Annotated in this window: 2 protein-coding genes and 2 pseudogenes; all 4 read right to left on the bottom strand. The window is 33.0% G+C overall.

All coding sequences use genetic code 11. The annotated features are described in order from the left end of the window. The coding region (locus CCU_RS07205) for a hypothetical protein (RefSeq protein WP_208896077.1) at positions 1–455 on the bottom strand (455 nt) is incomplete at its 3' end. Then, a pseudogene (locus tag CCU_RS14945) lies at positions 428–1,347 on the bottom strand (Abi family protein). The pseudogene CCU_RS14945 and the gene CCU_RS07205, both read right to left, overlap by 28 nt. Positions 1,348–1,716: 369 nt before the next feature. Continuing rightward, a complete protein-coding gene (locus tag CCU_RS07215) occupies positions 1,717–2,067 on the bottom strand; it encodes a metallophosphoesterase (RefSeq protein ID WP_015534121.1) in 351 nt (116 codons plus the stop codon). Positions 2,068–2,333: 266 nt separating this feature from the next. Continuing rightward, positions 2,334–2,588: pseudogene (locus tag CCU_RS07220) on the bottom strand (hypothetical protein); the annotation flags it as partial.

The raw sequence follows: 2,588 nt of genomic DNA on the forward strand, positions 1-2,588 counted from the left end.
ATTGATGTCAAATTGTAAATATCTAAATTATTAGTTACAACATACTTATAGAATTCTATAACATCATTAACTTTTTTATTATTTCTTTTTAACAGCCCGTAAAAATAATCTTCATTCGTTTTATTTTTTATTCCTTCAGAAATATACCTAATTCCTTCCTTAAATCTATCAAAGTCCTTATACTCCATGATATTGTTAATTTTGGCATAAATCAGAGCTATTGTAAAATCTATATGTGCCAATGCTATTTTTACTTTCTCATTCTCTCTATTCCCCTGTATTTCCAAGTTGTGCTTACTTATCAAGTAACTTTCTTTCAATTTCTTTCTTCTAACACAAAAATGGACTGTGAAAAACCTCAATCGAGTTTTTTCACAGCCATTTTTATGCTCCTCAATATTATTTATCTGTCTCTGCAAATTCCAACTTAACCTATCTCCAATAATTCCTTCCAATTATCAGTAAATCCCATTGTCCTTACATCTACTTTTTCATACTTCTCTATTAATGCTTCTATTTGGTCTACATATAAATTCCAGTGTTTATCATGCAACAGAATGTGTCTCATACATAATAATACACCAAACATTCTATTATTTCCTATTCCCTGTTGGGAATATTCCTTATACAAGATAGGTGTCTTTGATAGTTTTGCATTATACAACCGCCCATAATGTGCACAGATATTACGTACATAAGAAATACTCTCCAGCCAGCTCTCTAAATATGTATATCCAATTCCAAAGCTTTTAGCTACCGCTTTTTTATCTGTATTTTTCATATTTTTATAAAATTTTGAAAGAGTCCCAAAACTGAATACCTCTACCAGAGCGTATATCGGTAAATCTCCACCCTCGTAATTAGTTCTGAAGTTTTTCACAAAAGGGGCTTTAGAATTACGGCCAACTTCCTCTTTTATATCCTCTAAAAAAGATCTGTGATATTCTTCATCAACAAAATTTTCAGAATTCATATAACCAAGGACTCCATATGTTTCCGCAAAGTAATTGGCAATTCTACATCTAACATTACTTCTATCTTCTCTATCTCAGCAAATGTTATCTGTCTGAAATTAGCATTAAACAGGTATAACTCTACAATCTGCTCAAACGTTACTCCTTCATCATAGTCCCCATTTTTTGCTTTAAAACCCAAACTATATGCCTTAATCAGCCTGAAGTATGATATATCATTCAATATGTGCCTTGCATAATCTTCATCGCTGATAACTAATCCCAGTGTCTTTAAATTCTCCACCTGTTCATCAATCGACAGTGATGGTTGATGCCGTTTCAGTTCCCCCATATATTTTCTCCTTAAAATTAAAAGACCCAACGTGGTCCGCATCGTTGAGAGGCGTGTTGGGTTCTGTTGATATTAGTATATGCGATTTTCATAAAAAAACAACGTTTTTTCAAGTATGTGCATTACCTCGCTCTACTTTTCATCAACTCGAAAACATTAAATGATGATTGGAATTTTAATGGGAAATGTCTGCTATTAAGTGTTCTCTTTCACATACCAATCCCGACTTTCCTGCTTTAACAACCATAAATATTCTGATAATAGTTCTTGATTTAATATGGGAACTGAGAATCTATCACTCTTCCCAACTACAGTTATTAACTGTTCTTGCAATCAATTCCATCTATAAACATTGCATATTTATCTAATTTTGAATATGCTATAGATAATATGCCCCAATTTTTGCCTATTTTATTCACCTTTTCTACATATATTAAACCTTATTGCTCCCTCTTTTTTTACAAAATTAATAACTTTATTTTTTTCAGGACAATTTCTATCTACATCATGATTTCCTGGCACTATAAATAAACGTTTCTCTGGCAAGCCAATCGCATTACATATATTTTCTATTTCTTTTCCAGCATTTGAAGGGAAATCTCCACTTGGCGCATGTCGAATGTCCCCCGTAAAAAAAGCATAATCAATTTTTCCAACTACAGTGTCCAAATACCACAAAAGATTTTTGCGTAATCTTTTGATTTCTGTTCCAGTTAAATTAAGATGTAAATCTGAAAAATGAATCCATCTAATTCTTGACATTCTTTGCTACCTTCTCCGCATATAATTCTATTATCTGAAAATGTATTATCCTCCCAACGTATTTATATGTGAGTTATAACATATTATTATTCTAAATCTTAAGTTGCAATAATATGTATATTATAATATATAGCTATATCAAAGTCTATACAATATAGAAAAACTTAAAAAACAGAGAGACTTACATCTCTCCGTCTTTTTCAATTTATATTATATTGCAAATCTTATCATATTTGTAACCATTCTCCCATACTACATATAACACATTACAATTCCACCCTGGCTCTTCTCCGCTTCAAGCGCCAACACCTCTCCAGCTCCAACGCCCCCAGCGTAAATCCATCATCTATCCTCTTCTTACTAACCCATATCTCCATCTGTTTCCTTGTTAACTCAATGGTAGATATAATCCCTTCATGGCCGCAACGTTGTTTGTAGGCGCCTATATTGGTCAAAAATACATGGACGCATCCCCCCGTGAGGCCACTGTCGGCGGCTATACGGCCGAGTTCAATCGGCTC

This window comes from Coprococcus sp. ART55/1 (assembly GCF_000210595.1).
Classification (GTDB): Bacteria; Bacillota; Clostridia; order Lachnospirales; family Lachnospiraceae; genus Coprococcus; species Coprococcus aceti.